The organism is Xylanibacter muris, assembly GCF_013166605.1.
Taxonomy (GTDB): Bacteria; Bacteroidota; Bacteroidia; order Bacteroidales; family Bacteroidaceae; genus Prevotella; species Prevotella muris.
Map to the genome: position 1 here is coordinate 13510 of NZ_JABKKF010000008.1, position 17897 is coordinate 31406.

The window sequence follows — 17897 nt, forward strand, 5'->3', positions numbered from 1 at the left end:
GTTAATAATAAAATTAACCCTGACGCATCTTATACTTAGGGTTTTTCTTGTTGATAACGAACAGACGTCCCTTACGACGCACAATTTTGCAATCAGGGGTACGTTTCTTCAATGATGCTCTTGTCTTCATATTTATATATATGTTTATTTGTATCTAAATACAATTCTTCCTTTTGTCAAATCATAAGGGCTCATCTCGACCTTCACCTTATCACCTGGAAGTATCTTGATATAATGCATTCTCATCTTTCCCGAGATATGCGCTATAATCTGTACACCATTTTCTAACTCAACTCTAAACATTGCATTAGAAAGAGACTCTATTATTGTCCCGTCCTGCTCGATAGCAGATTGTTTTGCCATATATTAATGTATATTACTTTCTAACTTTTCTATTTCTTCAAACGATGATAATATCTCTGCCTTACCCTTACGGATAGTCACGGTATGTTCAAAATGCGCTGCCACCTTGCCGTCTAAGGTCCTTATCGCCCATTTATCCGGCATCAAACCAACAGACCTGTTTCCCATGGTAACCATCGGTTCAATAGCCAAGCACATTCCGGACTTAAGCATTAAACCGGATCCATATTTCCCATAATTAGGAACCTGTGGATCTTCATGCATATCCCGTCCTATTCCATGTCCGGTAAGTTCACGGACAATTCCATATCCTTTTGGCTCACAATACTCTTGAATGGCATTTCCGATGTCTCCGATATGTTTACCGGCAACAGCATTGTCTATACCCAAGTAAAGCGACTGCTTCGCTACACGCAAAAGTTCTTTAACGTCCTCTGCAACTTCACCCACAGCAAATGTGTAGCAAGAATCGCCATTGTATCCTGCAAAAACTATGCCACAATCTATTGACACGATGTCGCCATCTCTAAGCACTGTCTTTTTGTCAGGTATGCCATGTACAACCACCTCATTCACAGAAGTACAAATACTGGCAGGAAAATCATCACCAAAAGGATTCGGGAAACCTTTAAAAGCAGGAAGAGCTCCATTATCTCTAATAAACTCTTCCGCTATATTATCCAATTGGAAAGTAGAAACACCCGGCTTTATATGTTTTGCCAACTCACCAAGCGTTCTACCGACCAAACGGTTTGCCTGACGCATCAAATCTATTTCATCTTCAGTCTTCAGAAATATTCTCATCTGAAAGTCGAACGTTTAATATGCAGCTATGCCACCACGCCCATGAATACGGCCCGAATTCAACAAACCGTCATAATGACGCATGAGCAAATGACTTTCAATCTGCTGCAAGGTGTCAAGCACAACACCGATAAGAATCAAAAGTGATGTACCTCCGAAGAACTGTGAGAAAGCATCTTGCACATCGAGTAATCCTGCCAAAGCCGGCATTATGGCTATAAAGGCAATAAACAGAGAACCGGGTAATGTTATACGCGACATTACATTATCAATGTAATCAGCCGTGTCCTTTCCCGGTTTCACACCCGGTATAAAACCATTATTCCTCTTCATATCCTCAGCCATCTGTGTCGCATTCAATGTTATTGCAGTATAAAAATATGTAAATGCGATTATCAGGAATGCAAATATTATATTATACAGCCAACTGTGATGATTCAATAAAGAACGGACAACCCAACTTGAATTTTCCGGTGCGGAATATTGAACTACCGCCAATGGAATAAACATCAATGCCTGAGCAAAGATAATAGGCATAACATTGGCAGCAAACAATTTTACTGGAATATACTGGCGCGCACCTCCATATTGCTTATTTGCAACAAGGCGCTTCGCATATTGGACAGGAATCCTACGTGTACCCTGAACCAGAACAATAGCGGCACATACTACAGCAAACAGAATAAGTATCTCTATCAGGAACATGATAAGGCCACCACCGCTAATCGCAGTAAAACGAGAACCTACCTCCTGTATAAATGCCTGCGGCAAGCGGGCAATAATACCAATCATGATTATCAATGAAATACCGTTTCCTATGCCTTTATCAGTAATACGCTCACCCAACCAAAGTATAAACATACTTCCTGCAGCAAGAATGACAGAAGCAGTTATAAGGAAAACAGTCCAGGAAATGCCGCTTGCAAGGGCATTTCCTGCTGTCATCTTTAAGTTTATCAGATAACTCGGAGCCTGCAGAAGTAAGATACCTACTGTAAGCCAACGAGTATACATGCTGATTTTTTTTCTGCCGCTCTCACCCTCACGCTGCATCTTCTGGAAATAAGGTACAGCGACAGCAAGAAGCTGCATAACAATAGAAGCTGAGATGTAAGGCATAATTCCCAACGCAAAAATAGAAGCATTGGAAAATGCTCCACCAGAGAACATATCCAAAAGTGACATCAAACCACCTTGTGTCTGCGACTGCAATTTATCCAACATACTGGGATTAATACCCGGAAGCACGACGAACGAGCCAAAACGATAAATAGCCGTAAATAGAAGAGTAACGAGAATTCTGCCACGCAAATCCTCAATCTTCCAAATGTTCTTTAGTGTCTCAATTAACTTCTTCATTGTATTAGATTATTGTTATGTTACCACCTGCTGCCTTAATAGCTTCTTCAGCTGTCTTTGAGAAAGCGTTTGCTTCTACATCTACTTTTGCTGTAAGTTCACCATTACCCAGAACCTTAACCAATTCCTTACCATTAGTAAGTCCTGCGGCAACAAGTTCTGCTATTCCAATCTTCGCAAGATTTTTCTCTTCCGCCATCTTCTGAAGAGTTGAAAGGTTTACAGCAAAATACTCCTTATGATTGATATTCTTAAATCCAGCCTTCGGAATACGACGTTGCAGAGGCATCTGACCACCTTCGAAACCTATTTTCCTCTTGTAGCCAGATCTTGCTTTGGCACCCTTATGTCCGCGTGTAGATGTTCCGCCAAGACCAGAACCGGGTCCACGGCCGATTCTACGACGTGAGTGTGTCGAGCCTTCAGCAGGTTTTAAATTATGTAGTTTCATAATTAATCAATTTTAAACGTTTTGAATATTAGTCAATAACTGTCACCAAGTGATGAACTTTACGTATCATACCACGAAGAGAAGGAGTATCTTCCTTTTCTACGACCTGTGCTATCTTACGCAAACCTAAAGCCTCCAATGTGCGCTTTTGGTCAATAGGTGCACCTATCTTACTCTTAATTTGCTTTATTTTTATCGTTGCCATAGTAAAATCTCCTTAACCTCTAAATACTCTATCCATACTGATTCCACGAACACCTGCGATAGTATAAGCGTCACGTATCTGGCTAAGAGCCAATATTGTCGCTTTCACCAGATTGTGCGGGTTTGAAGAACCTTTTGATTTTGCAAGTACGTCTCTTATACCTACACTCTCAAGAACAGCACGCATAGCACCACCTGCAACCAGTCCTGTACCGGCAGCAGCAGGCTTAACCAAGACATGCGCACCGCCAAAACGCGCTTCCATTTCGTGAGGAATAGTTCCTTTAAGAACCGGAACTTTAACCAAATTCTTCTTTGCTGCCTCAACACCCTTGGCAATTGCGGCAGTCACTTCACCTGCCTTGCCAAGTCCCCAGCCAATGATTCCGTTACCGTCACCGACAACGACAATAGCTGCAAATGTAAAAGTACGACCTCCCTTTGTTACCTTTGTAACACGGTTAATAGCAACCAATCTGTCTTTTAACTCAACGTCACTATTTATTTTAACTTTATTCATTGCCATAATCGTTTAAAAATTAAGTCCACCTTTACGCGCTGCATCAGCAAGTTGCTTAACACGGCCGTGATAGAGATATCCGTTACGGTCAAAAACCACACTAGAAACACCTGCCTCGATAGCTTTCTTAGCAACAATCTCTCCCACTTTCTCTGCCTGCTGTATCTTTGGCATGGCCTCAAATCCAAGAGAAGACGCAGAAACCAAAGTCTTGCCTTCCTGATCGTTAATTATCTGAACGTAAATCTGCTTGTTGCTACGGAAAACACTCATACGTGGACGCTCTGCTGTTCCGAATACGCTCTTACGAATTCTATATTTTATCTTTATTCGTCTTTCTACTTTCTTTGTTGTCATAATCGTAAATTGTTAAAGTTACTTAGCTGAAGCTGACTTACCAGACTTTCTACGAATAACTTCGCCCTGGAACAATACACCCTTACCCTTATAAGGCTCCGGCTTACGGAAAGAACGAATCTTTGCACAAATAAGACCAAGCAAGGCTTTGTCACAAGACTCAAGAATGATGAGCGGATTCTGATTTCTCTCAGACTTTGTCTCAACCTTAACCTCTGAAGGAAGCTGAATAAAAATCGGGTGAGTATATCCAAGAGAGAACTCTATGAGATTACCTTGGTTTGATACACGATAACCAACACCTACAAGTTCCAATACTTTCTTATATCCTTCACTCACACCAACAACCATGTTGTTTACAAGTGAGCGGTACAATCCGTGAAAAGCCTGCTTCTGCTTGTAGTTCACAGGACTGTTTTCATCTATCTCAAACGTAATATGGCCGTCTGCAACATTAACAATAATTGATGGATCAACATACTGAGAAAGTTCACCTTTAGGACCTTTAACCGTAAAAATGTTGCCGTTCTGTGCGATTGTAACACCAGCCGGAATACTAATTGGTAATTTACCTATTCTTGACATAATAAAATCCTCCAATTAATATACATAACAAAGAACCTCGCCACCGATCTTAAGGGCAGAAGCTTCTTTATCTGTCATTACACCTTTAGATGTAGATAATATAGCAATACCTAATCCATTAATTACTCTCGGCATGTCTTTGTAACCAGTGTATTTACGCAAACCTGGAGTCGACACTCTCTTAAGGCACCTGATCGCATTTTCCTTTGTAGTAGGATTATACTTCAAAGCAACCTTTATTAAACCCTGAGGACCATCTTCTATGAACTTGTAGTTCAAGATGTATCCTTTCTCGAAGAGGATTTTTGTTATTTCCTTCTTCAAATTTGAAGCTGGAACCTCTACAACACGGTGATGAGCCATTATTGCATTTCTCAACCTCGTCAGATAATCTGCTATTGGATCTGTCATAAAATAAATTTTTAATTAATCGGGACCACCCCGACAATATTAAATAATAAAGTATCTTCTCTGAATGGATTACCAAGATGCCTTCTTCACTCCCGGTATCAAACCACTTGAAGCCATCTCACGGAACTGTATACGCGAAAGTCCGAACTGCCTCATGTAGCCTTTTGGACGGCCTGTGATTTTACAACGGTTATGAAGACGTATTGGATTAGCATTCTTCGGAATACTCTGAAGCTTACGAGCAGCCTCGTATGCTTCAGAAGGATCCTCTGCTGTTGCTATAATCTTTTTCAATGCCGCGCGTTTCTCTGCGTAACGGGCTACAAGCTTTGCACGCTTAACTTCGCGGGCCTTCATTGATTCCTTTGCCATATCTATTAATCGTTTTTAGCGTTTTTAAAAGGAAGACCGAATGCTTTCAAAAGAGCAAAGCCCTCTTCGTCTGTCTTAGCAGTAGTAACAAAAGTAATATTCATACCCTGTATACGATCTACCGAGTCGATATTAATCTCAGGGAAGATTATCTGTTCCTGAACACCAAGAGTGTAATTTCCGCGTCCGTCAAACTTGCTCTCTATACCCTTAAAGTCACGTATACGAGGAAGTGCGATACGTACAAGTTTCTCAAGAAACTCATACATACGCTCACGACGAAGTGTAACCATAACTCCAATCGGCATCTTCTTACGAAGCTTGAAATTCGCGATATCCTTCTTGGAGAAAGTTGCCACAGCCTTCTGACCTGTAATAGCGGAAATTTCATTGATGGCCAGTTCAATAATCTTCTTATCTTGAGTTGCGTCACCCAATCCCTGATTGATAACAATCTTTTTCAGGACAGGAACCTGCATTCGCGAACTATAGTTAAACTGCTTTTCCAATGCCGGAACGATTTGCTCCGCATAAGTTTTCTTTAGTTGTGCTGTATTCATTACTTTATCTCCTCCCCTGATTTTTTTGCTATACGAACCTTCTTTCCATCATCAGTTCTCTTAACTGCGATACGTGTCGGCTCACCTGTTTTGGGATCTACCAAGCTCAAATTTGAAATATGTATCGGAGCTTCCTGTTTTACGATACCTCCCTGAGGATTCTTTGCTGAAGGCTTGGTACTCTTTGATACCATATTAACACCTTCTACGATAGCACGCTGCTCATCAACGAGCACCTTAAGCACCTTATGGGGTGCAGGATACTTGCCATTTGACTTTCTGTCCTTGCTGTTTCCGGCAATAACAAGTACCATATCGTTTTTCTTTATTTTTAACTTACTCATTCTTGTCACTTGATTAAAATTAAAGGACCTCAGGTGCCAAAGAAACCACTTTCATGTTCACTGCACGCAACTCACGGGCGACAGGACCGAAAATACGGCTACCACGAAGTTCACCGGCATTGTTCAGCAACACACAAGCATTGTCATCAAACCGAATGTATGAGCCATCGGGGCGACGTATTTCTTTTTTTACACGAACAACCAAAGCCTTTGATACCGCACCTTTCTTGAGATCGCTTGATGGTATAACGTTCTTAACTGCAACAACAATCACATCACCGACGCTTGCATAACGACGGCGTGTTCCGCCAAGCACACGGATGCAAAGAGCCTCACGCGCACCGCTGTTATCACATACTGTAAGTCTTGATTCTGTCTGTACCATAATTACTTAGCTTTTTCTACGATTTGAACTAATCTCCATCTCTTTGTCTTACTCAAAGGACGTGTCTCCATGATGAGGACAGTATCACCGATGTTGGCCTCATTCTTCTCATCATGCGCATGGAACTTCTTTGTCTTCTGAACAAATTTTCCATAAATCGGGTGCTTCTCCTTGAACTTAGCTGCAATAACAATGGTCTTATCCATCTTGTCGCTTATAACAACACCCTGCCTTGTCTTTCTTAAATTTCTTGTTTCCATCTGGCCCATTATTATTTGTTAAGTTCTCTTTGACGGAGTTCTGTCTTCATACGTGCAATATCACGACGCACCATCTTTATCTCTGATGGATTCTGAAGAGGGGCAATAGCATGATTCAACTTCATCTGGTGAAGCTTCTGCTCCTCTGCGCTTATTTTTTCAGCCAAATCCTTAGTCTCGATTTCTCTTATTTCTTTTGTCTTCATAAATTAAGCGTTTTTATCGTAATCACGTCTAACAACAAACTTTGTCTTCACAGGCAGTTTCTGTGCCGCAAGTCGAAGAGCCTCTTTTGCGACATCAAATGAAACGCCCTCTACTTCAAAGAGGATACGGCCCGGAGTAACGGGAGCCACCCATCCTGCAGGGTCTCCCTTTCCTTTACCCATACGAACATCCGCAGGCTTACGTGTTATTGGCTTATCCGGAAATATTCTAATCCAAACCTGACCTTCACGCTGCATATATCTGTTCACAGCGACACGTGCTGCTTCTATCTGACGGCTGTCAATCCATTTTGCCTCAAGAGTCTTGATGCCAAAAGAACCGAAAGCCAATTGTGTACCTCTGTGAGCGTTGCCCTTATTGCCACGTCCATCTTGAGGTCTTCTATATTTTACTCTCTTAGGTTGTAACATGATAGCTTCTTACTTTTTACGTTTATTTATTCTTCCTGTTATTACGGAACTTTCTGCCACCATTGTTACCACCGTTAGAGCGACCGTTGTTCTTCTCCTGTGTGAAGTTAGGAGTAAGGTCTTTCTTTCCGAATATCTCACCACGGCAGATCCAAACCTTAATACCGAGAAGACCTACCTTTGTAAGTGCCTCAGCCTGGCAGAAGTCTATATCTGCACGGAATGTATGCAAAGGTGTACGTCCTTCCTTATACATTTCCTTACGTGCCATTTCAGCACCATTCAGACGACCCGTAATTTGAATTTTAATTCCCTCAGCACCGGCACGCATTGTGTTTGCAATCGCCATTTTTATGGCGCGGCGGTAAGCGATCTTGCCTTCCACCTGACGTGCGATGTTGTTTGCTACAATATTTGCATCCAATTCAGGTTTCTTAACCTCAAAGATATTAATCTGAATCTCCTTGTCATAAAGTTTCTTCAGTTCTTCTTTAAGCTTATCTACATCCTGACCACCTTTACCAATAACAAGACCCGGGCGAGCTGTGCAAATAGTAATGGTCACCAGCTTCAAAGTACGTTCGATGACAATTCTTGAAACACTGGCCTTAGCCAAGCGTGCATTAAGATACTTACGGATTTTCAAATCCTCAACAAGATTGTCTCCGAAGTTCTTGCCTCCAAACCAATTTGAATCCCAACCTCTGACGATACCTAAGCGGTTGCTTATCGGATTAACTTTCTGTCCCATTCTACTATTTATTTGTCATTAGTTTTAGCATCAACAAACAGAGTAACGTGATTAGAACGCTTGCGGATTCTATATCCACGTCCCTGTGGTGCAGGTCTCATTCGCTTCAAAGTAACACCTTCATCTACAAAAATCCTTGTGATGTAAAGTTCTCCCTCATCTGCCTTACGTTCGTTTTTGGCCTCCCAGTTCGCAATTGCGGAACGAAGCAGCTTTTCTACATCCGCTGCGGCTGCCTTCTTTGAGAATCTGAGTATACCAAGAGCCCTATTCACCTCCATGCCACGGACCATATCCACAACATAACGCATCTTGCGGGGGGAAGAAGGAACGCCTTTTAGCTTAGCAAAATACTGTGTTTTAAGGGCTGCCTTTCTTTCTTCAGCCTTAATATGTTTTCTTGCTCCCATTATTTATTTTCTTTTTATTTCTTGGTGGATAACCTGTTTCTACTTTCTGTTACCTGAGTGACCACCAAAGCGGCGAGTCGGTGAGAATTCACCAAGCTTGTGACCTACCATGTTCTCGGTAATGTAAACAGGGATAAATTTATTTCCGTTATGAACTGCAACTGTATGTCCCACAAAATCCGGGGATATCATTGAAGCTCTGGCCCAAGTCTTAACCACACTCTTTTTGCCACTCTCATTCATAGCGAGTATCTTTTTCTCGAGCGATACGTTAATATACGGACCTTTTTTTAATGAACGACTCATAATTTCACTTAGTTAACTTGATTACTTACTTGCTCTTTCGATGATATACTTATTTGAAAGCTTCTTCGGTGCACGTGTCTTGAGACCCTTAGCATACAATCCCTTACGTGAACGCGGATGGCCTCCGGACTGGCGTCCTTCACCACCACCCATCGGGTGATCAACAGGGTTCATAACAACACCACGGTTATGAGGACGACGGCCGAGCCAACGTGAACGTCCGGCCTTTCCAGACTGCTCAAGAGCATGATCAGAGTTTCCTACACTACCAATAGTTGCCTTACAAGCACTAAGAATCTTACGTGTCTCACCTGAAGGAAGCTTGATAACACAGTAGTTTCCTTCACGGGAAGTTAACTGAGCAAAATTGCCAGCCGAACGAACAAGCAGGGCACCCTGTCCCGGACGTAATTCTATGTTATGAATTACCGTACCTACAGGAATGTTTGCAAGCGGAAGAGTATTACCAATCTCAGGCACCGCCTCCACTCCAGACATTACGGTCGCACCGACCTGCAGTCCATTAGGAGCAATAATATAACGTTTTTCACCGTCAGCGTAGAAAAGAAGAGCAATACGAGCAGAGCGGTTAGGATCATACTCAATTGTCTTTACTACAGCTGGAACACCATCTTTCTCCCGTTTAAAATCAATCATACGGTATTTTCTCTTATGGCCGCCGCCCATGTAGCGGACAGTCATTTTACCGGTGTTGTTTCGACCACCGGTAGAACGTTTACCGTAAACGAGAGACTTCTCTGGCACGGATGCAGTAATTTCCTCGAACGTGCCAATAATCTTGTGTCTTTGGCCGGGGGTTACCGGCTTAAATTTACGTACTGCCATTTCTATTATTGTATATTGCTATAAAAATCAATAGTATCACCCTCTTTAAGAGTAACAACTGCCTTCTTGTATGCGTTTTTCTGTCCTTTTATAAGACCGGCCTTTGTATAGCGTGCAGAACGCTTTCCTGCATAACGCATTGTATTCACTTCAACAACCGTAACATTGTACAGGCTTTCGACTTCTTTCTTAATCTCAAGCTTATTAGCTTCAGGGCGGACGATGAAACCATATTTAGGTGTAGCTTTTTTCGTCACCTCCTTACCAATATTCTTACCTGTTTTAGGAGTATAAGTTCTGTCAACAGAAGACTTGTCTGTTATCTTGGTCATCTTCTCAGTGACCAATGGTTTTATAATAAATGCCATATCTCTTTTGTCTCCTTTATTTGTTTAAGATTTCATCGATTGACTTAAGCGAGTTTTCCGTAATTACGAGGACATCCGCATTCAAAACTTTATACGCATTGAGCGATGATGCCAACATTACTTCCGTACGCTGCAAGTTGCGAGCTGACAAATATACATTTTTCTTTATTTCCGGCAAAAGATAGAGTGCCTTTTTATTGTCTACTTTAAGATTTTTAGCAATATTTACAAAATCTTTTGTTTTCGGAACCTCGATATCAAAGTCTTCAACAACAACAATCGCGCTCTCCAATGCCTTATATGACAAGGCACTCTTACGAGCAAGAACTTTTACTTTTTTATTCAACTTAAAGCGGTAGTCACGTGGTTTCGGACCGAAAACGCGTCCACCACCGACAAGAACAGGCGAGTTGATATCACCACGGCGTGCACCGCCACCGCCTTTCTGGCGACCAAGCTTGCGGGTTGATCCGGATACCTCGCTTCTCTCCTTTGACTTGTGTGTACCCTGACGCTGATTTGCGAGATACTGCTTTACATCCAGGTAAAGAACATGGTCATTAGGTTCAATACCGAATACAGATTCGTTTAACGTAACCTTTCTACCGGTCTCCTGGCCATTGATATTTAATACGCTAATTTCCATTATTTGCTAATTAATACGGTTGAACCATTGTAACCAGCAACACTACCCTTAACAAGGATAAGATTGTGCTCTGGTATTACCTTTAATACTCTCAGGTTCTGAGTTGTAACTCTGTCGCAACCCATGTGGCCACCCATGCGCATTCCCTTGAACACCTTTGCGGGATAAGAACATGCACCGATAGAACCCGGCTTACGTGCGCGGTCGTCCTGACCGTGAGTGCTCTGGCCTACACCACCAAAACCGTGACGCTTCATAACACCCTGGAAGCCCTTACCCTTAGATGTGCCTACTACGTCAACAAACTCTACACCTTCGAAGAGATCTACGGTGATTGTGTCACCGAGGTTATACTCCTCATCAAACTTGAACTCGGCCAAGTGGCTCTTTGGTGTTGTACCGGCCTTCTTGAAAGTTCCCATCATAGGCTTAGAAGTATTCTTCTCCTTTGCCTCTCCGAAAGCTAACTGAACAGCCTTATAACCGTCTTTCTCTACGGTTTTTACCTGTGTTACAACACAAGGACCAGCTTCGATAACAGTGCACGCCACATTCTTGCCGTCGGCACTGAACACGGATGTCATTCCGATTTTTCTTCCAATTAATCCTGGCATTTCAATTAATATTAATAAAACTATACTTTGATTTCCACTTCAACGCCACTGGGCAATTCCAACTTCATCAACGCGTCTACAGTCTTTGCTGTAGAGCTATAGATATCGATAAGACGCTTGTAATCCGAGAGCTGGAACTGCTCACGTGCCTTCTTGTTTACGAAAGTACTGCGGTTTACTGTATAGATACGCTTGTGTGTTGGCAATGGAATAGGACCACTGATGATTGCACCTGTAGCTTTTACTGCCTTAACAATCTTTTCCGCTGACTTATCAACGAGTTTGTGGTCGTATGACTTCAGCTTGATTCTGATTTTCTGACTCATGTCTTTATTAATTAAAACTATTATTATTAATACTGTTTAAAAGGGAAAGAGGTACGCTGTTTAAGAGTCATTCGCTAAACAGCGCCTCAACCCCCTATATATTTATCTTCCGATGTCAATATTATACAAGATCGGCACGACCTTTTACTTCCTCAAGCACAGCCTTGGCTATAGAGCTTGACAGAGGTGCGTGATGATCGTATTCCATAGAACTTGTAGCACGGCCGGAAGTGATGGTACGGAGAGCGGTCACATAACCGAACATCTCTGACAATGGAACTTTGGCCTTAACGACGCGTGCACCGCTACGAGCCTCTTCCATTCCTTCCACCTGACCTCTACGCTTGTTCAAGTCACCGATTACGTCACCCATGTTCTCCTCAGGTGTGATAACCTCGAGTTTCATTATCGGCTCCATCAATACAGGCGCAGCCTTCTGGCAACCGTTCTTGTAAGCGTTCAAGGCAGCGAGCTCGAATGACAACTGGTCAGAGTCTACCGGGTGGAAAGAACCGTCCTGGAGAACGACTTTCAAGCTGTCCATAGGATAACCGCCAAGGATACCGTTCTTCATCGCGTTCTCGAAACCTTTCTGAACTGAAGGAATGAATTCCTTAGGCACGTTACCGCCCTTAACCTCGTTAACGAACTGAAGGCCGCCTTCCTTAAAGTCCTCGTCAACCGGACCTATGTTAACAATGATATCAGCGAACTTACCGCGTCCACCGCTCTGCTTCTTGTAAACCTCACGCAGATTGACGGTCTTGGTGATTGCCTCTTTATAGTTAACCTGAGGTTTGCCCTGGTTACACTCAACCTTGAACTCTCTCTTCAGACGGTCGATGATGATATCAAGATGAAGCTCACCCATACCGGAGATAATTGTCTGGCCACTCTGCTCGTCTGTACGTACAGTAAAGGTTGGGTCCTCTTCTGCCAGCTTTGCAAGTCCGTTGTCAAGCTTGGCGATATCAGCCTGGCTCTTCGGCTCTACTGCGATTGAAATCACAGTATCAGGGAATGACATCGACTCAAGTACAATAGGATTAGCCTCATCGCAAAGAGTGTCACCGGTACGGATATCCTTGAAACCTACACCTGCACCGATATCTCCTGCATCGATAGACTCCATAGGAATCTCCTTGTTTGAGTTCATCTGGAACAGACGGCTGATACGCTCCTTCTTGCCTGAACGGGTGTTGAAGACATAAGAACCGGCCTGAACCTTACCTGAATACACACGGAAGAACACGAGACGTCCCATATACGGGTCTGTAGCAATCTTGAATGCAAGAGCAGACGTAGGAGCGTCTTCTGACGGTTTACGGCTTTCTTCCTCATCTGTATCAGGATTTGTTCCTATCACTGCCTCTGTATCCAAAGGAGAAGGCAGGAAGGCACAAACGCTGTCGAGCAAAGGCTGAACACCTTTATTCTTATAAGAAGAACCGCAAATCATCGGAGTGCATTCCATTGCAACGGTACCTTTGCGGATAGCTGCGATAATCTCCTCCTCTGTGATAGACTCAGGATCATCGAAATACTTCTCCATAATAGCCTCGTCATACTCTGCAGCCGCTTCAAGAAGCTTTCCGCGCCACTCATCGCACTCGTCCTTCATGTCTGCAGGAATTTCCTCCATAGAGTATTCCGCACCCATTGTCTCATCATGCCACAGGATAGCCTTCATCTTTATCAGGTCAACGACACCTTTGAAGTTCTCCTCCGCACCGATAGGAACCTGAAGCACCACCGGATTGGCACCGAGGATATCCTTCATCTGCTGTACCGTCTCAAAGAAGTCTGCACCTGAACGGTCCATCTTGTTGACATAGCCGATACGCGGCACATTATATTTGTCTGCCTGACGCCATACAGTCTCAGACTGCGGCTGAACGCCATCTGCGGCAGAGTATGTTGCCACTGCACCGTCAAGAACGCGCAATGAACGCTCCACCTCCGCAGTGAAATCCACGTGTCCCGGAGTGTCAATCAAATTTATCTTGAAATTCTTATTGTTCCAATTCCAGTTACAGGTGGTAGCAGCAGAAGTGATTGTTATACCACGCTCCTGTTCCTGAGCCATCCAGTCCATCGTCGCAGCTCCATCGTGCACCTCACCAATCTTATGAGTCTTACCTGTATAGAACAGAATACGCTCTGAAGTTGTGGTCTTACCGGCATCGATATGAGCCATAATACCGATATTGCGGGTCAAATGTAAATCGCGGTTTGCCATTTTCTTTTCTTATTTTTAAATTATTAGAATCTGAAATGAGCAAATGCACGATTGGCCTCCGCCATACGATGCATGTCTTCCTTACGCTTATAAGCACCTCCCTGATTATTGAAAGCATCCATAATCTCTGCAGCAAGCTTATCAGACATAGTCTTTCCGCTACGTTTACGGGCGAATGCGATCATATTCTTCATAGAAATACTTTCCTTACGGTCAGGACGGATTTCTGTCGGCACCTGGAATGTGGCGCCACCGATACGGCGGCTCTTCACCTCAACCAAAGGAGTAATGTTATCAAGAGCTGTCTTCCATATCTCAAGAGACGATTTCTCTTCATTACTCATTTTTGCCTTAACAACATCAAGAGCCTTGTAGAAAATTTCATAAGAAATATTCTTCTTACCATCATACATAAGATGATTTACGAACTTTGAGACCTTCTGGTCGCCAAACACGGGATCAGGAAGAACCACGCGCTTCTTTGGTTTTGCTTTTCTCATTTTGTTTTTAATGATTTTATTCTGCTTGGGGTTGTTTCTTCTGTCTTCAACACCCTCTCTCGGGGTTTACTCAACCTTAATTAACAATTCTCCAGCAAAACTTTATTCTTAGTTAAATATAAAAATCCTAAATTTTAACCCTCTCCGGTTATTTATTTCTTAGCCTTAGGACGTTTTGCTCCGTATTTTGAACGGCGCTGTGTGCGGTTTGCGACACCGGCAGTATCAAGCGTACCGCGTACAATGTGATAGCGTACACCGGGAAGGTCCTTAACACGACCGCCACGAACCAAAACTATTGAGTGTTCCTGCAAGTTGTGTCCCTCTCCCGGAATGTAGGAGTTTACTTCTTTCTGGTTTGTCAAACGGACACGGGCAACCTTACGCATTGCCGAATTAGGTTTCTTAGGAGTTGTAGTGTATACACGAACACATACACCACGACGCTGAGGACATGAATCCAAAGCCGGAGACTTGCTCTTATCCACAAGCACCTTTCTACCTTTTCTTACCAATTGTTGAATTGTAGGCATTGTTTTGTTTATTTTTAATTATTATATATTTTGTATATTTTCAGCATTAAATGACATATAGGCGCAAAGCACCCATATTTGGCGTGCAAAGGTACAAAAAATCCGCGAAATGACACAACACATTTTATATAGAACCGCGCACAAGCACTATGTTTTAACACAATAAAGTCTTTTTTAACACAACACATTCTAAGATAACATAATAATTCCATACCAAACAAGAGATTTTTTGTGGTATACAACAACGCATAGCGGCCTGCAACGGGAAAAGACATCCGGCATTTGCCGTAGCGGATTCCTCCAGCCCGGCTATACATATCCATCAAACCAAACGGCAACGAAAGCCTGCCACGCGCAATGCAATGCCTATAATTAAGAGCACACGAAGTCCGAAAAGTATTCCCCTAAGGCATAAGCCCGTCAATATGTAATAAAAATTCATAAAACGATTTTATTCTTTCCCATAAATTTTCCAAGACTTGCAACTCACTGATAAACAAGGTGTTAGCCACCAATAAAAATATACCAAAAACGGATGGCCTGTTCATGCCTGATGAATAGGCCATTCACGGGCAATGAACATGCCATTCATTGAGCATGAACATGCCACTCATCGGAAGAGAATTTTACATCCACAAAAAAATGTAAATAGATTTCAAAATTTCACATAAACCGTAGGTTTTTCAATAAATCAACACTTCCACATAAACAAATAAAAAACTTGCCGAAAGCCACGCCACACACGTGAGCTTCCGACAAGCACTAATCTTTTATTCACAAATTATATCTATGCCTCTCCTTTACCTACATTGAAAGGAGCGATAGTACGCGGTTCCTGATTAGGAATTCTTATCTGCCCGAATTCTTTCTCATACCGCACTATATTCTCCTGAAGGGCCATGAGCAGACGCTTCGCATGTTCCGGAGCCAATATAACACGGCTCCTTACCTGTGCTTTGGGCACTCCCGGAAGGACGCGCGCGAAATCAAGCACGAAATCGCTGCTCGAATGTGTTATGATGGCAAAGTTCGCATATTCACCTTGTGCCCTGTCCTGCGGCAGTTCTATCTGGAACTGCCCCTGCTGATTGTTCTCGTTTTCGTTCATAATCTGTTTATTAAAATAGGTTCTTTTAAAAAAGCTGCAATGACAATATCAAACAGTTGGCAATAACAGTATAATATGTACATGCAGTGTAAATGTTTTCAATATGCAAAATTACGTAATAAATCTGACTGTACAAAACAAAGAAAAGATATTTTCGGTTATCTTTCCAATATGAACCGCACATCAGACACGATGGATTTATAGTATCCGCCTACCGGAATGTAAGTGTTGTCACGGCACGCAGCACAGTCTTGGCGTCCACGGTGACATCCCTGTTCTGCACACTACCGGAACGCGAGGATATAACTCCTTCTGCATTTCTATAAAAGAAGAAATTGGCATATATAAACCTATCATAACCGGAACTGCCGGATATAACATTGTTATAATCAGAATAACAGGAGAACAAAAGCAACAACTCATCCGTATCCGGCAGTCGCCATCCTTTTATTCCGTCAGTAGCGATACCGGACAATGCTGTCGCCACAGCTTTCTCGACAACAGTTTCCGCATCTCCTTTTTGGACGATACCGGTTATGTTTTTAGGTGAAAGAAGTGTCACCGAAACGGATTTGTCCGCATTGCTGACAGACTTCAAGACGTAACATCCCTTATATAGTGTTCCGACAGCCGGAACGTCACCTTCCACATCTTCTCCTCCGGTATTGTCTCCAGGGTCAACAGTTCCCGGTGTGCTGCCGTTTTCATCAAAGCTGAAGTTTATATCCTTCTCCCCTGCCCATGCCGTGCCCTCCAGCACTCCATTAAGAGTAACTCCGACTTTTGATGTATAAGTTCCGGTTATACGCAGTTTATAATTAGGTTCAAACTTCTCGCTGCTTGTATAAGAGTAGCTCTTTGTTCCAGCGCTGTTCGTGAGATTCACCGTGATGGTGACGGGCCCGGCCGAAGCCATAAGATAAACTGTTTTGGAACTTGCGTATGTCCTTTCCTCACCTTTTGTAAGCTCTAATGTGTATGAACCCGCACCATCCGCATAATCTCCGTCAATGCATACATTCTTATATAACGGCGCTATGCTGACTGAAACAGTCTTGATATTTGTCGGGACCTTTGTAATCTTAACATTCTGAAGCTCAAAAACCTTACGCTGTAAGGCCAATGTGAGAGTGTGGGTTCCGCCATCGACAAGTGATATGCTGTTTTTTGCCGTCATAATATCAGAATGCTGCTTTCCATCAGCAAGAGAAACCACGGACGTGAGTGCCGCTTCTGTCTGTGACGGCAATGAATATGTATCACCATTCGCTCCCGCAACGGCACATACAGTATAGTCGCCCTCCAACAACTCCATTGTCAGAGATGTCTCTCCTGCAGAGATTACATTCATGGCCACGCATCTTTCATTAGCGTCAAAAACGTATATATTCACAGGATAGCTCACTTTACTGTCAGACGTTTCTTCAGTAGAGGTACGTGTGCGGACAACAAGTTTTGCCACCCCGTTTCCTGAAGAAGGCCCTACAGAGGTCCCTGGCTGGTTCACGGTTTCATCATCATACATCACATCCTTACTACATGACAGGACAGAAAAAGCTGCAAGCAGGACAACTAAAACTTTTAATTGGAATTTTAACATGACTATTATTATTAAGTTAATACTATATTGATCATAA

General features: G+C 42.8%; 30 protein-coding genes. All 30 read right to left on the reverse strand.

The genetic code is table 11. The features are described 5' to 3' along the window. Window positions 1-13 precede the first annotated feature (13 nt). Window positions 14-130, reverse strand: a complete 117-nt coding sequence (gene rpmJ / locus HPS56_RS08785; RefSeq protein ID WP_009160995.1) for a 50S ribosomal protein L36 — start codon at window positions 128-130, stop codon at window positions 14-16. A gap of 14 nt (window positions 131-144) precedes the next feature. Continuing rightward, on the reverse strand, window positions 145-363 hold the full coding sequence (gene infA, locus HPS56_RS08790) for a translation initiation factor IF-1 (RefSeq protein WP_004369550.1): 219 nt from the start codon (window positions 361-363) through the stop codon (window positions 145-147). Between the two features lie 3 nt (window positions 364-366). After that, window positions 367-1167, reverse strand: coding sequence for a type I methionyl aminopeptidase (gene map / locus HPS56_RS08795; RefSeq protein ID WP_172275782.1), 801 nt, complete (start codon window positions 1165-1167; stop codon window positions 367-369). Window positions 1168-1182: 15 nt separating this feature from the next. Continuing rightward, window positions 1183-2526, reverse strand: coding sequence for a preprotein translocase subunit SecY (gene secY / locus HPS56_RS08800; protein WP_172275783.1), 1344 nt, complete (start codon window positions 2524-2526; stop codon window positions 1183-1185). Between the two features lie 4 nt (window positions 2527-2530). Then, window positions 2531-2977, reverse strand: coding sequence for a 50S ribosomal protein L15 (gene rplO, locus HPS56_RS08805; protein ID WP_172275784.1), 447 nt, complete (start codon window positions 2975-2977; stop codon window positions 2531-2533). Window positions 2978-3005: 28 nt separating this feature from the next. Next, window positions 3006-3182 (reverse strand): 50S ribosomal protein L30, encoded by a 177-nt coding sequence (gene rpmD / locus HPS56_RS08810; RefSeq protein WP_172275785.1) that lies wholly within the window; start codon window positions 3180-3182, stop codon window positions 3006-3008. 12 nt (window positions 3183-3194) lie between these two features. Continuing rightward, on the reverse strand, window positions 3195-3707 hold the full coding sequence (rpsE, locus tag HPS56_RS08815) for a 30S ribosomal protein S5 (protein WP_172275786.1): 513 nt from the start codon (window positions 3705-3707) through the stop codon (window positions 3195-3197). Between the two features lie 6 nt (window positions 3708-3713). After that, entirely contained in the window at window positions 3714-4058 is a 345-nt protein-coding gene (gene rplR, locus HPS56_RS08820; protein WP_172275787.1) for a 50S ribosomal protein L18, read from the reverse strand. 18 nt (window positions 4059-4076) lie between these two features. Next, window positions 4077-4643: a 50S ribosomal protein L6 gene (gene rplF, locus HPS56_RS08825; RefSeq protein WP_172275788.1), complete on the reverse strand. Its 567-nt coding sequence runs from the start codon at window positions 4641-4643 to the stop codon at window positions 4077-4079. A gap of 15 nt (window positions 4644-4658) precedes the next feature. After that, complete coding sequence (rpsH, locus tag HPS56_RS08830; protein WP_172275789.1) at window positions 4659-5054, reverse strand: 30S ribosomal protein S8; 396 nt, start codon at window positions 5052-5054, stop codon at window positions 4659-4661. 69 nt (window positions 5055-5123) lie between these two features. After that, the gene (rpsN, locus tag HPS56_RS08835; RefSeq protein ID WP_172275790.1) at window positions 5124-5426 is read right to left on the reverse strand and encodes a 30S ribosomal protein S14; all 303 of its coding nucleotides are present in this window, start codon (window positions 5424-5426) and stop codon (window positions 5124-5126) included. 5 nt (window positions 5427-5431) lie between these two features. Next, window positions 5432-5986, reverse strand: coding sequence for a 50S ribosomal protein L5 (gene rplE / locus HPS56_RS08840; RefSeq protein ID WP_172275791.1), 555 nt, complete (start codon window positions 5984-5986; stop codon window positions 5432-5434). Beyond that, window positions 5986-6330, reverse strand: coding sequence for a 50S ribosomal protein L24 (rplX, locus tag HPS56_RS08845; RefSeq protein ID WP_172275792.1), 345 nt, complete (start codon window positions 6328-6330; stop codon window positions 5986-5988). Before rplX ends, rplE begins: the two co-directional genes overlap by 1 nt. A gap of 19 nt (window positions 6331-6349) precedes the next feature. Beyond that, window positions 6350-6715 (reverse strand): 50S ribosomal protein L14, encoded by a 366-nt coding sequence (rplN, locus tag HPS56_RS08850; RefSeq protein ID WP_172275793.1) that lies wholly within the window; start codon window positions 6713-6715, stop codon window positions 6350-6352. 2 nt (window positions 6716-6717) lie between these two features. Further along, window positions 6718-6975, reverse strand: coding sequence for a 30S ribosomal protein S17 (gene rpsQ / locus HPS56_RS08855; protein ID WP_172275794.1), 258 nt, complete (start codon window positions 6973-6975; stop codon window positions 6718-6720). A gap of 11 nt (window positions 6976-6986) precedes the next feature. Continuing rightward, complete coding sequence (rpmC, locus tag HPS56_RS08860) at window positions 6987-7181, reverse strand: 50S ribosomal protein L29 (protein WP_172275795.1); 195 nt, start codon at window positions 7179-7181, stop codon at window positions 6987-6989. Window positions 7182-7184: 3 nt separating this feature from the next. After that, window positions 7185-7613, reverse strand: coding sequence for a 50S ribosomal protein L16 (rplP, locus tag HPS56_RS08865; RefSeq protein WP_021992974.1), 429 nt, complete (start codon window positions 7611-7613; stop codon window positions 7185-7187). A gap of 22 nt (window positions 7614-7635) precedes the next feature. Beyond that, on the reverse strand, window positions 7636-8364 hold the full coding sequence (rpsC, locus tag HPS56_RS08870; protein WP_172275796.1) for a 30S ribosomal protein S3: 729 nt from the start codon (window positions 8362-8364) through the stop codon (window positions 7636-7638). Between the two features lie 8 nt (window positions 8365-8372). Further along, on the reverse strand, window positions 8373-8774 hold the full coding sequence (gene rplV / locus HPS56_RS08875) for a 50S ribosomal protein L22 (protein ID WP_172275797.1): 402 nt from the start codon (window positions 8772-8774) through the stop codon (window positions 8373-8375). A 39-nt stretch (window positions 8775-8813) separates the two neighbouring features. Further along, window positions 8814-9080, reverse strand: a complete 267-nt coding sequence (gene rpsS, locus HPS56_RS08880) for a 30S ribosomal protein S19 (RefSeq protein ID WP_009161014.1) — start codon at window positions 9078-9080, stop codon at window positions 8814-8816. Between the two features lie 21 nt (window positions 9081-9101). After that, a complete protein-coding gene (rplB, locus tag HPS56_RS08885) occupies window positions 9102-9926 on the reverse strand; it encodes a 50S ribosomal protein L2 (RefSeq protein WP_172275798.1) in 825 nt (274 codons plus the stop codon). A gap of 5 nt (window positions 9927-9931) precedes the next feature. Beyond that, window positions 9932-10294, reverse strand: coding sequence for a 50S ribosomal protein L23 (gene rplW, locus HPS56_RS08890; RefSeq protein ID WP_172275799.1), 363 nt, complete (start codon window positions 10292-10294; stop codon window positions 9932-9934). A 16-nt stretch (window positions 10295-10310) separates the two neighbouring features. Continuing rightward, window positions 10311-10940 carry a 50S ribosomal protein L4 gene (gene rplD, locus HPS56_RS08895; RefSeq protein ID WP_172275800.1) on the reverse strand — a complete coding sequence of 210 codons (630 nt, stop codon included), beginning with the start codon at window positions 10938-10940 and terminating at the stop codon, window positions 10311-10313. After that, window positions 10940-11554 (reverse strand): 50S ribosomal protein L3, encoded by a 615-nt coding sequence (gene rplC / locus HPS56_RS08900; RefSeq protein WP_172275801.1) that lies wholly within the window; start codon window positions 11552-11554, stop codon window positions 10940-10942. Before rplC ends, rplD begins: the two co-directional genes overlap by 1 nt. 20 nt (window positions 11555-11574) lie before the next feature. Beyond that, window positions 11575-11880 carry a 30S ribosomal protein S10 gene (rpsJ, locus tag HPS56_RS08905; protein ID WP_013064715.1) on the reverse strand — a complete coding sequence of 102 codons (306 nt, stop codon included), beginning with the start codon at window positions 11878-11880 and terminating at the stop codon, window positions 11575-11577. A 121-nt stretch (window positions 11881-12001) separates the two neighbouring features. Next, window positions 12002-14119, reverse strand: a complete 2118-nt coding sequence (gene fusA / locus HPS56_RS08910) for an elongation factor G (protein ID WP_172275802.1) — start codon at window positions 14117-14119, stop codon at window positions 12002-12004. 23 nt (window positions 14120-14142) lie between these two features. Further along, window positions 14143-14619, reverse strand: coding sequence for a 30S ribosomal protein S7 (rpsG, locus tag HPS56_RS08915; protein ID WP_172275803.1), 477 nt, complete (start codon window positions 14617-14619; stop codon window positions 14143-14145). Between the two features lie 152 nt (window positions 14620-14771). Next, window positions 14772-15152 (reverse strand): 30S ribosomal protein S12, encoded by a 381-nt coding sequence (rpsL, locus tag HPS56_RS08920; protein ID WP_094380547.1) that lies wholly within the window; start codon window positions 15150-15152, stop codon window positions 14772-14774. A 787-nt stretch (window positions 15153-15939) separates the two neighbouring features. Continuing rightward, on the reverse strand, window positions 15940-16260 hold the full coding sequence (locus HPS56_RS08925; RefSeq protein WP_172275804.1) for a DUF3467 domain-containing protein: 321 nt from the start codon (window positions 16258-16260) through the stop codon (window positions 15940-15942). Window positions 16261-16471: 211 nt separating this feature from the next. Beyond that, the gene (locus HPS56_RS08930) at window positions 16472-17860 is read right to left on the reverse strand and encodes a FimB/Mfa2 family fimbrial subunit (RefSeq protein ID WP_172275805.1); all 1389 of its coding nucleotides are present in this window, start codon (window positions 17858-17860) and stop codon (window positions 16472-16474) included. Between the last annotated feature and the right edge of the window lie 37 nt (window positions 17861-17897).

Excerpts from the sequence above, each read along its gene's own strand:
- rpmJ (WP_009160995.1), bottom strand. The coding sequence starts at position 130 with ATGAAGACAAGAGCATCATTGAAGAAACGTACCCCTGATTGCAAAATT.
- infA (WP_004369550.1), bottom strand. The coding sequence starts at position 363 with ATGGCAAAACAATCTGCTATCGAGCAGGACGGGACAATAATAGAGTCT.
- map (WP_172275782.1), bottom strand. The coding sequence starts at position 1,167 with ATGAGAATATTTCTGAAGACTGAAGATGAAATAGATTTGATGCGTCAG.
- secY (WP_172275783.1), bottom strand. The coding sequence starts at position 2,526 with ATGAAGAAGTTAATTGAGACACTAAAGAACATTTGGAAGATTGAGGAT.
- rplO (WP_172275784.1), bottom strand. The coding sequence starts at position 2,977 with ATGAAACTACATAATTTAAAACCTGCTGAAGGCTCGACACACTCACGT.
- rpmD (WP_172275785.1), bottom strand. The coding sequence starts at position 3,182 with ATGGCAACGATAAAAATAAAGCAAATTAAGAGTAAGATAGGTGCACCT.
- rpsE (WP_172275786.1), bottom strand. The coding sequence starts at position 3,707 with ATGGCAATGAATAAAGTTAAAATAAATAGTGACGTTGAGTTAAAAGAC.
- rplR (WP_172275787.1), bottom strand. The coding sequence starts at position 4,058 with ATGACAACAAAGAAAGTAGAAAGACGAATAAAGATAAAATATAGAATT.
- rplF (WP_172275788.1), bottom strand. The coding sequence starts at position 4,643 with ATGTCAAGAATAGGTAAATTACCAATTAGTATTCCGGCTGGTGTTACA.
- rpsH (WP_172275789.1), bottom strand. The coding sequence starts at position 5,054 with ATGACAGATCCAATAGCAGATTATCTGACGAGGTTGAGAAATGCAATA.
- rpsN (WP_172275790.1), bottom strand. The coding sequence starts at position 5,426 with ATGGCAAAGGAATCAATGAAGGCCCGCGAAGTTAAGCGTGCAAAGCTT.
- rplE (WP_172275791.1), bottom strand. The coding sequence starts at position 5,986 with ATGAATACAGCACAACTAAAGAAAACTTATGCGGAGCAAATCGTTCCG.
- rplX (WP_172275792.1), bottom strand. The coding sequence starts at position 6,330 with ATGAGTAAGTTAAAAATAAAGAAAAACGATATGGTACTTGTTATTGCC.
- rplN (WP_172275793.1), bottom strand. The coding sequence starts at position 6,715 with ATGGTACAGACAGAATCAAGACTTACAGTATGTGATAACAGCGGTGCG.
- rpsQ (WP_172275794.1), bottom strand. The coding sequence starts at position 6,975 with ATGGAAACAAGAAATTTAAGAAAGACAAGGCAGGGTGTTGTTATAAGC.
- rpmC (WP_172275795.1), bottom strand. The coding sequence starts at position 7,181 with ATGAAGACAAAAGAAATAAGAGAAATCGAGACTAAGGATTTGGCTGAA.
- rplP (WP_021992974.1), bottom strand. The coding sequence starts at position 7,613 with ATGTTACAACCTAAGAGAGTAAAATATAGAAGACCTCAAGATGGACGT.
- rpsC (WP_172275796.1), bottom strand. The coding sequence starts at position 8,364 with ATGGGACAGAAAGTTAATCCGATAAGCAACCGCTTAGGTATCGTCAGA.
- rplV (WP_172275797.1), bottom strand. The coding sequence starts at position 8,774 with ATGGGAGCAAGAAAACATATTAAGGCTGAAGAAAGAAAGGCAGCCCTT.
- rpsS (WP_009161014.1), bottom strand. The coding sequence starts at position 9,080 with ATGAGTCGTTCATTAAAAAAAGGTCCGTATATTAACGTATCGCTCGAG.
- rplB (WP_172275798.1), bottom strand. The coding sequence starts at position 9,926 with ATGGCAGTACGTAAATTTAAGCCGGTAACCCCCGGCCAAAGACACAAG.
- rplW (WP_172275799.1), bottom strand. The coding sequence starts at position 10,294 with ATGGCATTTATTATAAAACCATTGGTCACTGAGAAGATGACCAAGATA.
- rplD (WP_172275800.1), bottom strand. The coding sequence starts at position 10,940 with ATGGAAATTAGCGTATTAAATATCAATGGCCAGGAGACCGGTAGAAAG.
- rplC (WP_172275801.1), bottom strand. The coding sequence starts at position 11,554 with ATGCCAGGATTAATTGGAAGAAAAATCGGAATGACATCCGTGTTCAGT.
- rpsJ (WP_013064715.1), bottom strand. The coding sequence starts at position 11,880 with ATGAGTCAGAAAATCAGAATCAAGCTGAAGTCATACGACCACAAACTC.
- fusA (WP_172275802.1), bottom strand. The coding sequence starts at position 14,119 with ATGGCAAACCGCGATTTACATTTGACCCGCAATATCGGTATTATGGCT.
- rpsG (WP_172275803.1), bottom strand. The coding sequence starts at position 14,619 with ATGAGAAAAGCAAAACCAAAGAAGCGCGTGGTTCTTCCTGATCCCGTG.
- rpsL (WP_094380547.1), bottom strand. The coding sequence starts at position 15,152 with ATGCCTACAATTCAACAATTGGTAAGAAAAGGTAGAAAGGTGCTTGTG.
- HPS56_RS08925 (WP_172275804.1), bottom strand. The coding sequence starts at position 16,260 with ATGAACGAAAACGAGAACAATCAGCAGGGGCAGTTCCAGATAGAACTG.
- HPS56_RS08930 (WP_172275805.1), bottom strand. The coding sequence starts at position 17,860 with ATGTTAAAATTCCAATTAAAAGTTTTAGTTGTCCTGCTTGCAGCTTTT.